We start from the raw sequence: 13,988 nt of genomic DNA on the forward strand, positions 1-13,988 counted from the left end.
GTATAAAGTTCGGATAGCCGGGCGCGCTTCATACACTCCCTGGGCTGCAACTCGCAGCCTGAGAGAAGGAGTGTATCATGGAACGCGAAGACGAAGTCATCGACCTGGGTACCGCGAGCGCCGAGACCAAGGGCCCCGGCGGTCCGGTCGACGATCTGGCGCTCGGAATCTTCCAGACCGGTCTTTCCGACGACTGAAGCGACGGCGCGCAGCCTCGGCTGCGCGCCGTTTCGCTGTTCGCGAAAATGACAGGCTATGCTCTGCGCAAGGGACTGACATTCTGCCGTGTCGACGGCCGTTTCGTGTTCCTCGACTTGCCCCGCGATCGATACTTCTGCCTGAGTCCAATAGCGGACCAGGCATTTCTCGATGTGATTGCCGGAGAGTCGCCCGCGTGGGTCGCGGCGGCGTTGCGGGATGGCCTGCTCCGCGAGGCTGCCGACGACACGCGCCCTGTTGCGTGTATCCCGCCAGCCCCGCCGCGCGGGTCGCTGCACGACAACAACCAGATCGTCAGCCGGACGAGCGTGCTCGGGGCACTCACCCGACGCGCGGCAAGCCGGGTCTGGCTTCGCGCACGCCCGCTCAAGGCGGTGCTGGATCGGGTGCAGGAGCGAAAATCGTCGAGAGCGGACGTGGAATTGTCTGTGGCTCAGATCTCGCGGCTCGCTGCGGCCTATCGTCGCGCCGGAATGCTCGTATCCGCGCATGACCAATGCCTCGCGACTTCGCTCGCGGTCGCCTGGCAGCTCGCCAGCCTCGGGGCAACGCCCCACCTCATCCTGGGTGTGAAGCTGCATCCTTTCCAGGCGCATTGCTGGGTTCAGATGGGCGATGTGGTCGTGAACGACCAGCTCGATGCCGTGCGCCTGTTCACACCGGTCCTGGTCGTGTGATGGCGGGGCAATATCTCGCCGTCCTCGGTGCCGACTCGCCCGATGGAGCCGTCGCGGCAAACCGTGTTCGCGCGCTCTGCAACCGTCGCGCCGACCTGCACATTGTCGTCGATCAGCCCGACTTGCTGCTGATCGCGACGAACGATCTGCCGACGCTCCCGGTCGGACGCGACGAGGGGGCGGTTCTCGGTCAGCTTTACTCAAGAAGCACCGGCGCGCTGGTGAAAAGTCTCGATGGCGGTTGGAAGCACGCGATCCCCGTGTCGAATGGCAGCACACTGACCCAAGAGTTCTGGGGAAGCTACGTCGCATTCGTGCGCGGCGCCCGCTCGCGGCAATGGTCGGTGGTGCGCGCGCCGTTCGGTGCGTTGTCTTGTCTGATGACGCGCCTCGGCACCGCCCTGCTGGTCGCCTCCGACTTGGGGTTGCTCGCGGAGGCAGGCTGGACGCCGCAAGGCGTAGCCTGGGATCAGGTCGCGTCGCATCTCGCCATGCGCGACCTGCGCCGCGCTGCGACCTGCCTCATCGGCGTTGAGGAATTACTGGGCGGCGATCGCATGACTCTGGCAGATGGCAAGGTGGCGATCGACCGGATCTGGACGCCCTGGAAGCAGGCCGAGCGCTGCGGATCGGTGGCCAGTCGCGCCCTCGCCGTGGAGGCCGTCCGACAGGCTGTTCTGAATGCCGTCCGCTCGACCGTTTCGCGCGCTACCCGTCCGCTGCTCCTGCTGTCCGGCGGACTCGATTCTTCGATCGTTGCGGCCTCGCTCTCGGCGCTCGAGCGTCCGTTCAGCTGTCTGAACCTGGCAAGCGCGGGTGCGATCGGCGACGAGCGCGACTATGCGAGGCTCGTCGCCGACGCGCTGGGCGTGGAGCTCTTCGTGGCGCAGTGGGACGTGCGCGACGTCGATGTCACACGCTCGGCTGCCGCAGACATGCCCAATCCGTCTGCGCGCAGTTTTATGCAGGCGTCCGATCATTTGACGAATGCCGCCGCTGCCCGAGCGGGTGCCGACCTGGTGGTCGACGGCGGCGGCGGCGACAATGTCTTTTGCGCGCTGCAATCGGTCGCACCCGTCGCCGACGCGATGCTGCACGGCGAGCCCTTCCGCAGGACGCTGGCTGTGGCGGGCACGATGGCAGGGCTGGCGCAGGCAAGCGTGTCCAACGTGCTGCTGCGCGCTGTCCGTCGTGCCTATCTCCGCTCGGCGGCCTATCGCTGGTCCCCGGAATTGCGCTTTCTGAGCCGGGCAGCGCAATTCGGCGGGAGCGTGGCGGTCGCGCACCCTTGGCTCGAGCCCCCGCGCGGCAGCACCCCCGGCACGGCGGCGCATATTGCGATGGTCGTTGCGGCGCAGAGCTGGGCGGAGGTGGGTGAACCCCGAGCGCTGGCCAGCGCTTCCCCGCTCGTTGCCCAGCCGGTGGTCGAGGCTTGCCTTCGCGTGCCCAGCTGGTGGTGGTTCGCCGAAGGCAGGAATCGCGCCATCGCACGCGAGGCATTCGAAGGGATGCTGCCCGACGAAACGCTGAAGCGGTCGTCAAAGGGGTCGCCGGACAGCTTTGTCGCCGAACTGTTCGAACTGAACCGGCCTATGCTTCGCGCGATGCTGCTGGACGGCAGGCTGCGCGCGGAAGGCATTCTCGATGCACAGGCCGTCGAGCAGGTGCTGGCCGATCCGCGCCCGGCTGTCGGTGCGGATTATCGCCGCATCATGCGACTGGCCGATGTGGAGGCCTGGGCGGCGAACTGGACAGCACCTATTGCTTGACGCGCGCCCGATCGCGGCGATCACGCATTGCCTGCCAGCGTGCGAATTCTTCGCGCCTTTCTGGATCGGGGTCGATGCTGCCGGCGAGCCAGAAGCCGAACCAGTCGAGGTTGCGCGCGTAGATGGCAAGACGGTGCGCGGGCTGCCATTTGATATGATGCTCGCCCGGAAAGAGGTACATGTCGACCGGCTTGCCATGCTCGCGCAGCGCGGTGAACGCCTCCAGGCTCGTTAGATATTCATCGTCCGCCAACTGCATGAGCAAAGGCGTATCAATCGCCGCCGCATTCTGGGCGATCGAGGCCGGTGCCCAGAAGGATCGATCCGACGCCGTGGCCGGCGGGTAGCCGAGCGCGCGCATACGATCGGCATAAGCTGGACCGACGACCGTCATCACGGTCCAGGGTTCGATGCAGCATGAGCTCATCGCCGCCGCTGCGAACCGGTCGGTGTTGATGAGCGCGAACGCGACCGTGCTCGCGCCGTCGCTAAGGCCGGTGATGCCGATCCGCGCGGGATCGGCGATCCCCAGATCGATCACACGCTGCACGCCGTTCGTGACGGCCGACAACAGGCTGCGGCGCTCGCTCCAGCCGCGGGCGTTGGCAGCGTTGATATCCTCATAGGTCTTGAGGGCCGGATTGGCTGCCGCGAAGAAGGGGGGGCGCTCGATGCTGAGCACGGCAAAGCCGCGCGCGGCAAAGGCATGGATCGGATATTCGTCACCGGTCGCACCGCGCAGGAACCCGTTGCTGAAATATTGCGTCACGATCAGCGGGAGGCGGGTGCCCGGGCGGTAATCTGGCGGAAGCACGAGGTCGCCGCGCGCTTCGAGGCCAAGGTCGTTCTTCCAGAACAGTCGGACCACGCGGCCGAGGCGAAGTCGCGAGAATTCCGGGTTCGGATCGTAAAGGAGGCGCGATTGCCCGGTGCGGGGATCGAGGATGACGAGGCGCCGGGGCACCGTCGCTGCCTCGCGCGTGCAGATCAGTTGTACGGCGAAGAGCAAGCAGCCGTCGAGGATATCCGTCGTGGCGAAAACGCGCTTTGGCGGTCCGGCACCCGGCGTCCAGCGATAAAGCGCCATCTCGCCGCGTGCCCAGCCTTCGCGCTGAAGGAACAACAGCGGCCCGCCGCCGGGACGCCACCACATCCCGACGATCTTGCCCGAACACGCACTCGGCGGGCAGGTGACGGTCGCACCGGAGGCGGCGGTTGCCCGCAGGACGAGCGGCCCGAGCGGCGAGGACGATTGCCGTTCGGTCCAGGCGCGCCGCCCGTCCGGTGCGTCCGCCCGCGGATCGGGCGGGACGCCCGGCACACCCTCGGCACTGATGCGCTCCCGCTCGCTCGCGCTGGCCGGGGACAGTTCGCGATCCGCCAACCCGATCTTGAAATACGCAAGCGGCGTCGATGCGCTGGGCTGCGGGCTGTTTCCCATGCTCGGTACGAAACGTTGGTCGTAATGGAAGCCGCGACGCGCTTCGCTATCCGCCGCCGAACGCTCGGCAAGCGTTCCAGGGCGGCTTGCGAAGACCAGCCCGGTGCCATCTGAAAGCCAGGCGAACCGCTCGACATCGACCGCCGAGCGGGTGAGCGGATGGCCCGGTCCGCCGGCCAAAGCCACAAGCCAAAGCTGCGTCGTTCCTCGATCTCGCCGCAGATAGGCGATCCAGCGGCCATCGGGCGACCATAAAGGCGTCACGACCTGTGGGAAGCCGGTCCGGGCGAAGAGACCGCGATAGACGCCAACGGACAGGATCGGGTCGCCGCCTTCATCGAGGAGCCTCGGCGCTGCGGCGGGCTTGATGTCGATCACTGCGAGGCCGCGACAGTAGCGGTTGGTGTCAGGATCCGCCCGGCTGATGACAAAAGCGGCGCGCGCTCCATCGGGCGATAGACCGAGTGGGCTTGGCCATCCGAGGATCGATCCGTCGGGCAACCCGATGTCGCGCAGTCGCACGAGATCCTCGGGTGCGACAAGCCGCTGCGGTTGATCGACAGCTTGCTGGCGCGGCAACAGGTCGCATCGCGCCTCGGCTATCAACGGCAGCAGGAGCGCAGCGGCAGTGGTCAGCACACGTCGCCGACGTCGGGGGACGGCCATTACCATTTCTTCGACAGCCCGACGGCGATGAAGCGTCCGACCGGCGAATAGTTGGTCGAGTCGTAGGGCGTATCGTAATAAACCGACGTCGCGATCGTCGTCGGCGTCTCGTCGAAGATGTTCTGGACGGACAGCGACAATTCGATCCCGGCCAGCGGTCCCGCAGCGTTGGCAAAGCGGTACCGCCCCGAGATGTCGACAGTGGACATTCCGCCAATGCGGACTGCGGTCGCCGGGCGCGTGTCGCGGACCTCGCCGATATGGCTGACCGTCGCCGCAATGCTCAGCGGTCCGTTATCCCAGCGGACCATTCCGCGCGCGCGCCAGTGCGGCGGATTGAAAAGCCTGCCGGCCAGGGGTTGAACCGGCTGGGCGGGCGCGAGCTGTTGCTCGCTTTCGAGATAACTCGTGTTGAAGCTCATCTCGATCGAGCCGCGCGCAACCGCCATCCGATAACGCAGCAGCGCATCGACGCCGTGGATCGACTGTCGCCCCGCATTGATGTTCGCGCTGTCGACGATCGCAACGACCCGCGCCGGATCATAGGGTGAGCCCGTGGCGTTGATGAACTGGTCGGCACCGGCGATGAGCGCAGCCTGCTGGCCCGGCGTGGGGTTGAGGGTGATCTGGTCGCGATAAATGGGGTTGGACAAGGCCTGCGAGAGCAGCAGGATCGGATTGACGATGCGATCCACATAACGCGTCGAGAAATAGCTCAGCTCAAGCGTCGCGCCCGCAAGCGAAGGCGGATGGAGTGCGATCGTCGCTGACCAGCTCCTCGCCTTCTCTGGCTTGAGCGCCGGATTGCCCCCCGCCCGTAGCAGCGCGGATGAACCGGACGGATAGCCAATGCCGCCGAAGCTCGTGACCGGATAGAGCAGCGCTTGCCCGACCTGATATTGCTGGATGAAGCTGGGTGCGCGGAACGACCGGCCCCATGTCGCCTTCAGGTCGACGCTGTCCGATGGCGAATAGACGATCCCCAGCTTCGGAGTGACGACCTCGGCCACGCCACGATAGCGCTCATAACGGATCGCACCGCTCAGGTTGAGGTGCCGGATCAGCGGGATCTGCTGATCCGGCGAAATGATTGGCAGGCTCAATTCGCCATAGGCGTAGAAGATGTCCTGCGAGGCATCGATATTCTGGATCGCGCCCGCGCCGCGGAACAGCGCGAAATCGTTGAACCGCACACCCGCCCCAAGCGCGAGTTTTGCCGGTCCGCCCGGAAGCGCGATCAGAGGTCCGTCGGCGGAGAGTTCGCCGGTGGTCGAGCGATTGTCGTAGCGACCGCCAGCGCTACTGGCAAAGGCACCGTTGACAAACGTGTCTCCCCGAAAGGCCGTGCTACTTTCACCAAAGCTGCCGGTGAGGTTCACCCGCCAAGTGTCCAATGCCCAGCGCAGGCTCGCGGCGAGCGCATAGGATTCGGCCTCGAAGCTTTGCGTCGTTCGGCTGGCTGCGAGGTTGCCCGCAAAATTGAGCGGATATGTCGTCGCACTGGTGCGGTGATTATAGAGCGCGTCGGCCTCGATTGAGAGGGCGTCCGTCAGTCGTTGATGACCGCTGGCGGTAACGGCATGGCGCGTGCTCGCGGGGAGCAGCGTGATGCCGGGACGCGAGGCGGCATAATCGCGGTCGGCCGCGCTGATCGCGGTGTTGTCGGCATATTCATAGGTGATGAAGGCGCTGCCGCTGTCCCAGCGACCGCCCGCGATCGCGCCATATTGCTGCTGGAAATTGCCGCCCTCGGTCGAGCCGCCGATGCGCGCGCGTGTCTCGATCCCGTCGAAATCGCGCTTGAGGACGACGTTGACCACCCCGCCAACGGCATCAGAGCCATAGAGCGCCGAAGCGCCGTCGGCGACGATTTCGATGCGGTCGACCGCCGCCAGGGGAATCGCCGAGACATCGACGCCTTGCCGCGCAGAATCATAAGGGAGGCGGCGGCCGTTAAGGATCGTCAGCGTTGCGTCGCTGCCAAGTCCGCGCAGGTTGAACGACGATCCCCCGCCGACATTTCCGCCGGTGCTGGAAGGGACATTGAAGCCCACGCCCGGATTTTGCCCGCCGCCATAACTTTGCGGCACGCTGCGTGCGACCTCGCCAAGGTCCGACTGGCCGGCATCGCGTATTGCTTGCTGGTCCAGCCGGACGACCGGAGACGCCACCGGCGCTCCGCGAATACGGCTGCCGGTCACAACGACTTCAGACTGGTCTGACTGTTGCGCAGTCTCCCGCGAAGCCGAATCCCGCTCGATGATCAGACCCGTAGCGATAACGCGGTAACGCAGGCCCGAGCCGGCAAGCAGGGCGTTCAGCGCCTCTTCGGCAGTGTGATCCCCGTCCAGGGCTGGCGCGTCCTTGCCGCTGACCAGCATGGAAGGCGCGATGATGCTGCGACCGGATGCAATGGCAACTGCGCGCAGCGATTCGGCCAACGACTGTGCCGGAAGGCGGTAGGTCTGTCGCCCGGAGGCTTGCGCTGATGCCGGGGCCGAACCCAGGATCAAGGCGGCCGTGCATGTCGAAATCGAAGTCGCGAACGCTGCGTTGCGCAATATTGCCATCGTCAATTGCCCCTGCGCGACGCCGACGTGGCATCGCTTGGGGGCTTCGACACCAGGGGCGTCGCCTACCCTGGGATTTTCTTTCGGCTATCGACGCCGAGACAGGATGAGGGGGCCGCGATCGGTGAGCGCGACGTCGAGATTGAAGGTTGCCGCCAGCATTTGGGCAAGCTCGCGGGGCTTTGTCGCGGCGAAGGTGCCGGTGAACCGCAACGCGCCCAACTTGGGGTCCGCCAGCCGGATCTGTTGGTCATTGTAGCGGTTCGTGGCTGCCACCACCTGCGCGAGCGGTGCGTCCTCGAAGGACAGCATGCCCGAGGTCCACCGCATGTCCGATTCCCGAAGCGGCACCGGCGATCCAGCCGGGGTTTGCGGCTCGAGGGCAAGCTGCTGGCCAGGACGCAGCAATCGACCCTTGCCGATCGTTTCGCCTGTCCAAGTCACGGCTGTGCGGACCTCGACCGATCCGCGCAGGAGCGACACGGTCATCCGCCGTGCCTGCTGTTCGACATCGAACAAGGTTCCGTGCGCAATGATCAAGCCGCCATCCGACTGGACAACGAATTGCCGCGCCGTGTCATGCGCCACGTCGAATCGAGCACGCCCCCGACGAAGCAACAGTCTTCGTTCGCCAGCCGTATAGGCCACCAGGAGAAGGCTGTCGGTGTCGAGCGTCACGCGCGAGCCATCGGAAAGCGTGGTGGTGCGGATCTCACCGAGCCGGCTGGCGATCTCGGTCGGCTCGACCGGCCCCGGCCAAGGCCCATCGGGCCGCGACATGCCGATGCCTGCAAAGATGACAAGGAGGACGGCCGCCGCCGCTGCGAACGCCATTGCCGACGGGCGCCGATCCGCAGCCCGAGCAGTTTGGCGCCGCGCCGGTTCAGCGGCAGGCGTTTGCGCCGCCAGGGCCATGTTCTCCCAGCTTGCGAGAACCTCGTCATAGATGTCGGCATGTCGCGGATCGGCGGCGTACCAGGCCTCGAAACCCTCATGATGGTCCGCGCTGTCAGGCGCGCGCAAACGCGCCAGCCAGGTGACAGCGGTCGCCCGGATGGTATCGTCCGGGCTGGGTGCCTCCCCGGCCTCGGACGTCAACGCGACCTCAGCACGTGGTCGAGACGCGCGATTGCCTTCGTCATGTGCCATTCGACGCCTTTTACGCTCAATCCCATCCGCTTGGCGATATCGCTATAGCTGACGCCATCGACGCGGTGGGCCAGGAATATCTCGCGGGTCTTCGGACTAAGCCGCATCAGGGCGCCTTGGAGCCGGTTGAGTAGATCACGCGCCTCCAGCGCCGCGATCATGTCTGGCCCGGCGAGCGATTCCTCATCCGCCGGGACGTGCTGGGCGAGCGATCTCTGCAGGGCGGTCCTCGCGCGACTGCGAAGCAGGTTCGTCGCGATACGGTTGAGATAGGCTTCGGGTTGCTCGATCGTCCGGTCCTTCGTCGCCGACGCATCGACGAGGCGGGCGAAGCTCTCCTGCACCAGATCTCCCACATCCTGCCGATCCGTCCGGCGCGCGAAGTAGCGATGCAGCCGCGGCGCCTGAGCCTGGTACAAGTCGTTCAGCGCCAGGACCGATCCGGCCGCAACCCGATCATCGGGCGGCAACGGATCGCCCTCGGCCAGGCGCGGCGAGGTCAATGCGTTCAGAACGTCGGGGATCAGGCGCATCGCGACACTCGATCCCGAGGGTATGGCGGACCACTCGCCCGAAAAAATCTGATCAGTCCAATATCCATCGCCGAATCGCCCGTCTTCGAGGCGACGCCGGCGGAAGCCGGGTGTTGAGAAGCACGCTTGAGTCGTGCGCCGACGCCTTTGGCCGCAAGCGGCTTGGACATGCGCGTCGGCCACCCGGCCGCGTCGATGGCGGGTCATTCTTCCCAAGCGAGGTTCTCAAGCCTCGGCGCCGCCCTCGCGGCACCCGAGCAGACTAACAGCCTGACTCGAAGAAGCAACTCCGGCAGGGTTGGTTGAATGCGCGCCAAATGCCACACTTAGAGGATGTTATCACGTTTCGATCGAGGCACATTCAGACGGGCAGGCTGGGCACGCCTTTCAGATCGGAGCTACACCGTTACGAGCCACGACGGGGCTAGAAGTTGCATGTGTTGAAGTCCCCGTGATCCGCTCATATCTCTGGCGCGCGCACCGGTTCGCAGGTAATGAAAAACGATGGACACGGGCCGCGTGAACCGCCGATCGATCGCCAGCGTGATAGGCCTGCTTGTGCTGGCCTGTCTGCTTGTCCTCAAGTCGCCGCCCGTCTGTGAGATCGTTGCATCGCCGCACGTGACGGACATGGCTGCCTGCCCGGAAATGCCGCGCAAGCCACCGGTGCAAAAATCGGCTTCGCTTGCGTGCGCGGCTCCCTGTTTGCTGGCGAATACCGCGCCCGTCGCTCCGCTGGCGATCAGGCTGGCGCTAAGCACCGTTTACGATCCGTCGAGCGCCGAAACGCTCCGCAGCGTCAACGAAGGCCCCGCACCGCCGCCACCTCGCACCCGTGATCGACCTGCACTCTACTGAATCTGATCAAATCACGGAGACTATCGATGAAGAATCTCAAACTGCTCGGTGCCACCTTGGCGCTCTTGGCCTCGCCTGTTGCCCATGCTGCCGAGGGCATGGATTGCTGCAAGGACATGAAGACCTGTTGCTGCAAGAAAGAGGGCGACAAGCCGGGCTGCTGCGACGACATGAAAAAGGGAACGCCCAGCACGCAGGGCAAGTAACGAATGGGGAGGGAGGCGTCCGCGCCTCTCTCCCTTCCTCAATGACGTGCGAAGACTTTCTGCCCGCCCAATCCAAAGGCAATGACGCTGTAGGGCTGGGCCTTCGCGCCCGGTACTTCCATGCCGGGCGAGCCGATCGGCATTCCGGCCACCGCAAGGCCTTTCACACCCTTCGGTCGCGTCGCGAGCGCGCGCTTCATGTCGGCGATGGGGACATGCCCCTCGAACGCCATGCCGTCGATGATCGCGGTATGACAGGAAGACAACGCCGCAGGCACCCCCGCCTTTTGTGCGAGAGCGGCACGCTGCGGATTGTCGATGATCCGCACTGGTCGCTTGATTTCGCGTTGCGCGATCGCCGCCCATTTTGTGCAACAACCGCAACCCGGATCACGATGCACTACGACGTCGGCGGCGAACGCCGAAGTGGCCACCAACAGCAGAACCGTCGTGGACAGCGGCTTCAAAATCATCATCGTTGCTTCCTAATTTTCCAGCATGCTTTTCATCTGCGCGATCTCCTCGCGCTGTGATTTGATGATCTGTCGGCACAACGATATCAGTTCGCGATCGGTGAGCGATGCCTGCTCACACATCAGGATCGCACCTGAATGGTGCGGAATCATGGATCGGATGAATGCGGTGTCGTCGATCGTAGTCTGAGTTCGGATCAACGCGAAGCTGCCGAAGAACGCGACTGCTGATCCGGCAAGCAGCAACACATTGAGGCGCTTGGACGGAAACATGTCCCGCATCGCCACGATCATCAGCACAACCATCGGTGCGACCATCATCAGCGTCATGTAGAGCATGTTGAGGTTGTTGTAGAAGCTCGACAGCTGGTCGATCATCACGAACATCACCAGATACATGATGACCCCGCTGATGGCGGTTTGCAGTGCGAGGCTGCGATAGGAGGTCATTGCATTCTCCTTTGCCATTTTCGTCGGTCTCCGACCTCAGAACCAGGCCCTGATCCCGACGACGAAGGTGGTTGCCGAAGGGTCTTCGCCGTCAGCGCGGGCGAAGCGCGCGGTGCGGCCGAATTTCGATGAATGCGAGATGCCGATATAGGGCGCGAATTCGCGTACGATCTCATAGCGCAGACGAAGGTCGAACTCGGCATCGGAAAGCCCCGCGCCGATTCCGCTCTCGATTACATCCTGCGCCGCCAGATTGAACTCGACGCGCGGTTGCAGGATAATCCGCTGGGTGATCCGCTGATCGTAGCTGGCGGCGAGGCGTCCCAACACATCGCCCTTGGTCGATACAAACGCATGAGCCTCGACTTCAAACCAATAGGGGGCGAGCCCCTCAACGCCGAACGCTGCATAACTACGCGCCTTGGGCTCGAAATCGTGACGGACGCCGGCCTGCAGGTTAAAATATGGGCCGATGGCGCGGCTGTAGAGCGCCTGCGCCTCGGCGCTTTCAACCGCCTCGCCAAAGCTGCCTTCGCCCTCGGTCTTGACGACTAGCCGATCGATGTCGCCGCCGAACCAGCCTTCCCCTTCCCACCGATAGCCCTCGCGCCCCTTGCGGATTTGCAGCTCGGCAATGTCCAGCATGATTTGGCTGAACGTGCCGCCGCCATGCTCGCTGCGCAGTGCCTTGCGCGCGCCGGTCATCGCCTCGCGCCCCCAGACACGGTCGGCATAGTTCGGCTCGGGCGCGGCGGGTGCCGGAGCGTTTCCGGCGGGCAGCGCGGTCCCGCCGCTGCCGGTGCTCGGTGCATCGGCGGCCATATCAGGCATTGCCGAGCTATCGTCATCGGATTTCTCGGGCGCAGCGGGGGCTGCACCCGCGGGTGTGCAATGCCCCATTGCCGCATGTTCAGGTGGGCAGGCCGGGTCGGTGGCCGGTGCCGCCTGCGCCGGTTTCGCGGGTGCCGCTATTGCAGCTGGCTTTGCTGCCGGTGTCGACGTCGGACGCGGCTTCGCTACCGGCTTTGGCTTGGGCGCGGTTTTCGCCGGCATCTTCATGCCGGGCATTTTCGAGTGATCCATCGTCTGCGCGGCGACGGGGGCGGCCAGTGCGATGGCGGCGGCGGCGGTGGCGAGCGACAACATCTTCATGCCCCCTCTCCTCCGCGCGGTCGGACGGTGACGACCTGCATCATTCCCGCATGCATGTGATAGAGCATGTGGCAGTGAAACGCCCAGTCGCCGACCGCGTCGGTGGTGACGTCAAAGGTCACCGTGCCGCCCGGCTGCACCTGCACCGTATGTTTGCGCGGCGCATATTCGCCATGCCCCGTCACCAGCTCGAAGAAATGGCCGTGGAGATGGATCGGGTGGCCCATCATCGTGTCGTTGACGAGGGTCACGCGCACCCGCTCGTCCTGCAGAAACGGGATCGGATTCTTGACCTCGTTCAGCTTCTCCCCGTCGAACGCCCACATGTAACGTTCCATATTGCCGGTGAGGTGGATGCGCATCGCCCGGTCCGGGGCACGCACATCGGGGTTGCGGTCCACCGCGATCAGATCACGATAGACCAGCACCTTGTGCCCGACATCCGCCAGCCCCTGTCCGGGCTCGCCGGTGCGGTCCATCGGCATCGGTGAGATCGTCTGGACCGTCGGCGTTTTCTTGACGCCGGGCGCGACGGCGAAATCGCGCATCGAATGGTCCATACCGGCCATGCCGCCACCAGCTTCTGCCGCACCGCCTGCTGCGGGCGTGCAATGTCCCATCGCGGCGTGTTCGGGCGGGCAATCCCCGGCACCCGGTGTGGCGGCCGCGCCCGCCATCGCGCCGTGATCCATGCCGCCCATTCCCATATCCTTCATGGTGGCGATCGGCCGTTTGCGCAAAGGCGGCACCGCCGCCGCCATTCCCGCGCGCGGGGCGAGCGTAGCGCGTGCCATGCCGGAGCGATCGACGCTCTCGCCGACCAGCGTATAAGCGCGGTCGTCGGACGGCTCGACGATGACGTCATAGGTTTCCGCGACGGCGATCTGGAACTCGTCCACCTGCACCGGGCGCACATTCAACCCGTCGGCCTGGACGATCGTCAGCTTCAACCCCGGAATGCGGACGTTGAAGGTGGTCATCGCCGATGCGTTGACGACGCGCAGCCGCACCCGCTCTCCGGGCGTGAACAATGCGGTCCAGTTGTCGCGGGGGCCATGACCGTTGACCAGATAGCTATAGGTCGAACCGGTCACGTCGGACACGTCGGTGGGATCCATGCGCATCTTGCCCCAATCGAGGCGATCCTTCGCCGACTGGCCCTCGCCGCGCAATTGATCGGCCAGCGTCTGCTTCTGATAGTTGAAATAGCCGCCCTGCTGTTTGAGCTTCTTGAAGATGATGTGCGGGTGCATCTCGCTATGGTCGGACAGCACGACGACATGTTCGCGGTCGGAAGCTATCGGGTCCGTGCCTGCCGGATCGATCACGATCGGGCCGTAATGGCCAAGCTGCTCCTGCAATCCCGAATGGCTGTGATACCAATAGGTGCCGGCCTGCTTGACCGGAAACTCATAGGTGAAGGTCGAGCGCGGCTTGATGCCGGGAAAGCTGACGCCCGGTACGCCGTCCATATGAAACGGCAGAATCAGGCCGTGCCAGTGGATCGAGCTGTCCTCGTCGAGCGCATTCTCAACGTGCAGCCGGACGTTCTGCCCCTCGCGCAGCCGGATCAGCGGACCCGGGATCGTGCCGTTGATGCCGATCGCGTGGCTTTCGCGCCCGTCGATCGTCATCATCTGGTGCGCGATGCGCAGGCGGATATCCTCGCCGGATACGCTCGGCAGCGCCTGGACGATGCCGGCCGACACCGGCTGTGCCCACGCCGGAAACCACGGGGCGAGGGCAAGCGAGCCGCCGCCAAGGGTGGCTCCGCGCAGCAGATTACGACGGCTTAGCAACAGCGACATGTGATGTAAGGCTCCGA

General features: G+C 64.9%; 13 protein-coding genes. 5 read left to right on the plus strand and 8 right to left on the minus strand.

All coding sequences use genetic code 11. The features are described from left to right. The first annotated feature begins 77 nt into the window (after positions 1 to 77). From J2Y54_RS06115 to J2Y54_RS06125, 3 genes are read left to right on the plus strand one after another with little or no spacing between them, the layout of a single operon-like run. Entirely contained in the window at positions 78 to 197 is a 120-nt protein-coding gene (locus tag J2Y54_RS06115) for a benenodin family lasso peptide (RefSeq protein WP_257844696.1), read from the plus strand. 48 nt (positions 198 to 245) lie between these two features. Beyond that, positions 246 to 896: a lasso peptide biosynthesis B2 protein gene (locus J2Y54_RS06120; RefSeq protein ID WP_310037798.1), complete on the plus strand. Its 651-nt coding sequence runs from the start codon at positions 246 to 248 to the stop codon at positions 894 to 896. Further along, positions 896 to 2,665 carry an asparagine synthase-related protein gene (locus J2Y54_RS06125; RefSeq protein WP_310037801.1) on the plus strand — a complete coding sequence of 590 codons (1,770 nt, stop codon included), beginning with the start codon at positions 896 to 898 and terminating at the stop codon, positions 2,663 to 2,665. Before J2Y54_RS06120 ends, J2Y54_RS06125 begins: the two co-directional genes overlap by 1 nt. Here the strand turns inward: J2Y54_RS06125 and J2Y54_RS06130 are convergent. From J2Y54_RS06130 to J2Y54_RS06145, 4 genes are all read right to left on the minus strand, one after another. Beyond that, entirely contained in the window at positions 2,655 to 4,745 is a 2,091-nt protein-coding gene (locus J2Y54_RS06130; protein ID WP_310037804.1) for an Atxe2 family lasso peptide isopeptidase, read from the minus strand. The two genes, J2Y54_RS06125 and J2Y54_RS06130, sit on opposite strands and share 11 nt — an antisense overlap. A 26-nt stretch (positions 4,746 to 4,771) precedes the next feature. Further along, positions 4,772 to 7,342, minus strand: coding sequence for a TonB-dependent receptor (locus J2Y54_RS06135; protein ID WP_310037806.1), 2,571 nt, complete (start codon positions 7,340 to 7,342; stop codon positions 4,772 to 4,774). 87 nt (positions 7,343 to 7,429) lie between these two features. Further along, on the minus strand, positions 7,430 to 8,491 hold the full coding sequence (locus J2Y54_RS06140) for a FecR domain-containing protein (protein ID WP_310037807.1): 1,062 nt from the start codon (positions 8,489 to 8,491) through the stop codon (positions 7,430 to 7,432). Then, positions 8,437 to 9,024 carry an RNA polymerase sigma factor gene (locus tag J2Y54_RS06145; RefSeq protein ID WP_310037809.1) on the minus strand — a complete coding sequence of 196 codons (588 nt, stop codon included), beginning with the start codon at positions 9,022 to 9,024 and terminating at the stop codon, positions 8,437 to 8,439. Before J2Y54_RS06145 ends, J2Y54_RS06140 begins: the two co-directional genes overlap by 55 nt. 504 nt (positions 9,025 to 9,528) lie before the next feature. Between J2Y54_RS06145 and J2Y54_RS06150 the strand changes: the two genes are divergently transcribed. Both J2Y54_RS06150 and J2Y54_RS06155 read left to right on the plus strand, forming a co-directional pair. Next, the gene (locus J2Y54_RS06150; RefSeq protein ID WP_310037811.1) at positions 9,529 to 9,882 is read left to right on the plus strand and encodes a hypothetical protein; all 354 of its coding nucleotides are present in this window, start codon (positions 9,529 to 9,531) and stop codon (positions 9,880 to 9,882) included. A 26-nt stretch (positions 9,883 to 9,908) separates the two neighbouring features. Further along, on the plus strand, positions 9,909 to 10,088 hold the full coding sequence (locus tag J2Y54_RS06155; RefSeq protein ID WP_310037813.1) for a hypothetical protein: 180 nt from the start codon (positions 9,909 to 9,911) through the stop codon (positions 10,086 to 10,088). A 38-nt stretch (positions 10,089 to 10,126) separates the two neighbouring features. On the opposite strand, the gene J2Y54_RS06160 is transcribed toward J2Y54_RS06155, so the two are convergent. From J2Y54_RS06160 to J2Y54_RS06175, 4 genes are read right to left on the minus strand one after another with little or no spacing between them, the layout of a single operon-like run. After that, positions 10,127 to 10,561 (minus strand): DUF411 domain-containing protein, encoded by a 435-nt coding sequence (locus J2Y54_RS06160; protein ID WP_405052902.1) that lies wholly within the window; start codon positions 10,559 to 10,561, stop codon positions 10,127 to 10,129. 12 nt (positions 10,562 to 10,573) lie between these two features. Continuing rightward, the gene (locus J2Y54_RS06165; RefSeq protein WP_310037817.1) at positions 10,574 to 11,011 is read right to left on the minus strand and encodes a DUF305 domain-containing protein; all 438 of its coding nucleotides are present in this window, start codon (positions 11,009 to 11,011) and stop codon (positions 10,574 to 10,576) included. Between the two features lie 36 nt (positions 11,012 to 11,047). Further along, positions 11,048 to 12,163 (minus strand): copper resistance protein B, encoded by a 1,116-nt coding sequence (locus J2Y54_RS06170; RefSeq protein ID WP_310037819.1) that lies wholly within the window; start codon positions 12,161 to 12,163, stop codon positions 11,048 to 11,050. Beyond that, entirely contained in the window at positions 12,160 to 13,971 is a 1,812-nt protein-coding gene (locus J2Y54_RS06175) for a copper resistance system multicopper oxidase (RefSeq protein WP_310037821.1), read from the minus strand. Before J2Y54_RS06175 ends, J2Y54_RS06170 begins: the two co-directional genes overlap by 4 nt. Positions 13,972 to 13,988: the final 17 nt, after the last annotated feature.

This window comes from Sphingomonas sp. BE123 (genome assembly GCF_031456015.1).
Classification (GTDB): Bacteria; Pseudomonadota; Alphaproteobacteria; order Sphingomonadales; family Sphingomonadaceae; genus Sphingomonas.